General features: G+C 54.0%; 1 rRNA gene. It reads right to left on the bottom strand.

Going from position 1 to position 422, the window contains the following annotated elements:
• A 16S ribosomal RNA gene (locus F0Q32_RS25945) occupies positions 1–422 on the bottom strand; the annotation flags it as partial.

Below are 422 nucleotides of genomic sequence, written 5' to 3'. Positions count from 1 at the left end.
TCTCTACGCATTTCACCGATACACCTGGAATTCTACCCCCCTCTACGAGACTCAAGCTTGCCAGTTTCAAATGCAGTTCCCAGGTTGAGCCCGGGGATTTCACATCTGACTTAACAAACCGCCTGCGTGCGCTATACGCCCAGTAATTCCGATTAAAGCTTGCACCCTCCGTATTACCGCGGCTGCTGGCACGGAGTTAGCAGGTGCTTCTTCTGAGAGTCACGTCAATTGCTGCGGGGATTAGCCACACCACTTTCGTACTCGCTGAAAGTACTTTACAACCCGAGGGCCTTGTTCATTCACGCGGCATGGTTGCATCAGGCTTGCGCGCATTGTGCAATATTCCCCACTGCTGCCTCCCGTAGGAGTCTGGACCGTGGCTCAGTTCCAGTGTGGCTGGTCATCCTCTCAGACCAGCTAGG

This window comes from Pseudocitrobacter sp. 73 (assembly GCF_008369545.1).
In the GTDB taxonomy this organism is placed as follows: Bacteria; Pseudomonadota; Gammaproteobacteria; order Enterobacterales; family Enterobacteriaceae; genus Pseudocitrobacter; species Pseudocitrobacter vendiensis.
The sequence above is the reverse complement of the archived record's forward strand: the minus strand, read 5'-3'. Positions and strand labels throughout refer to the sequence as shown.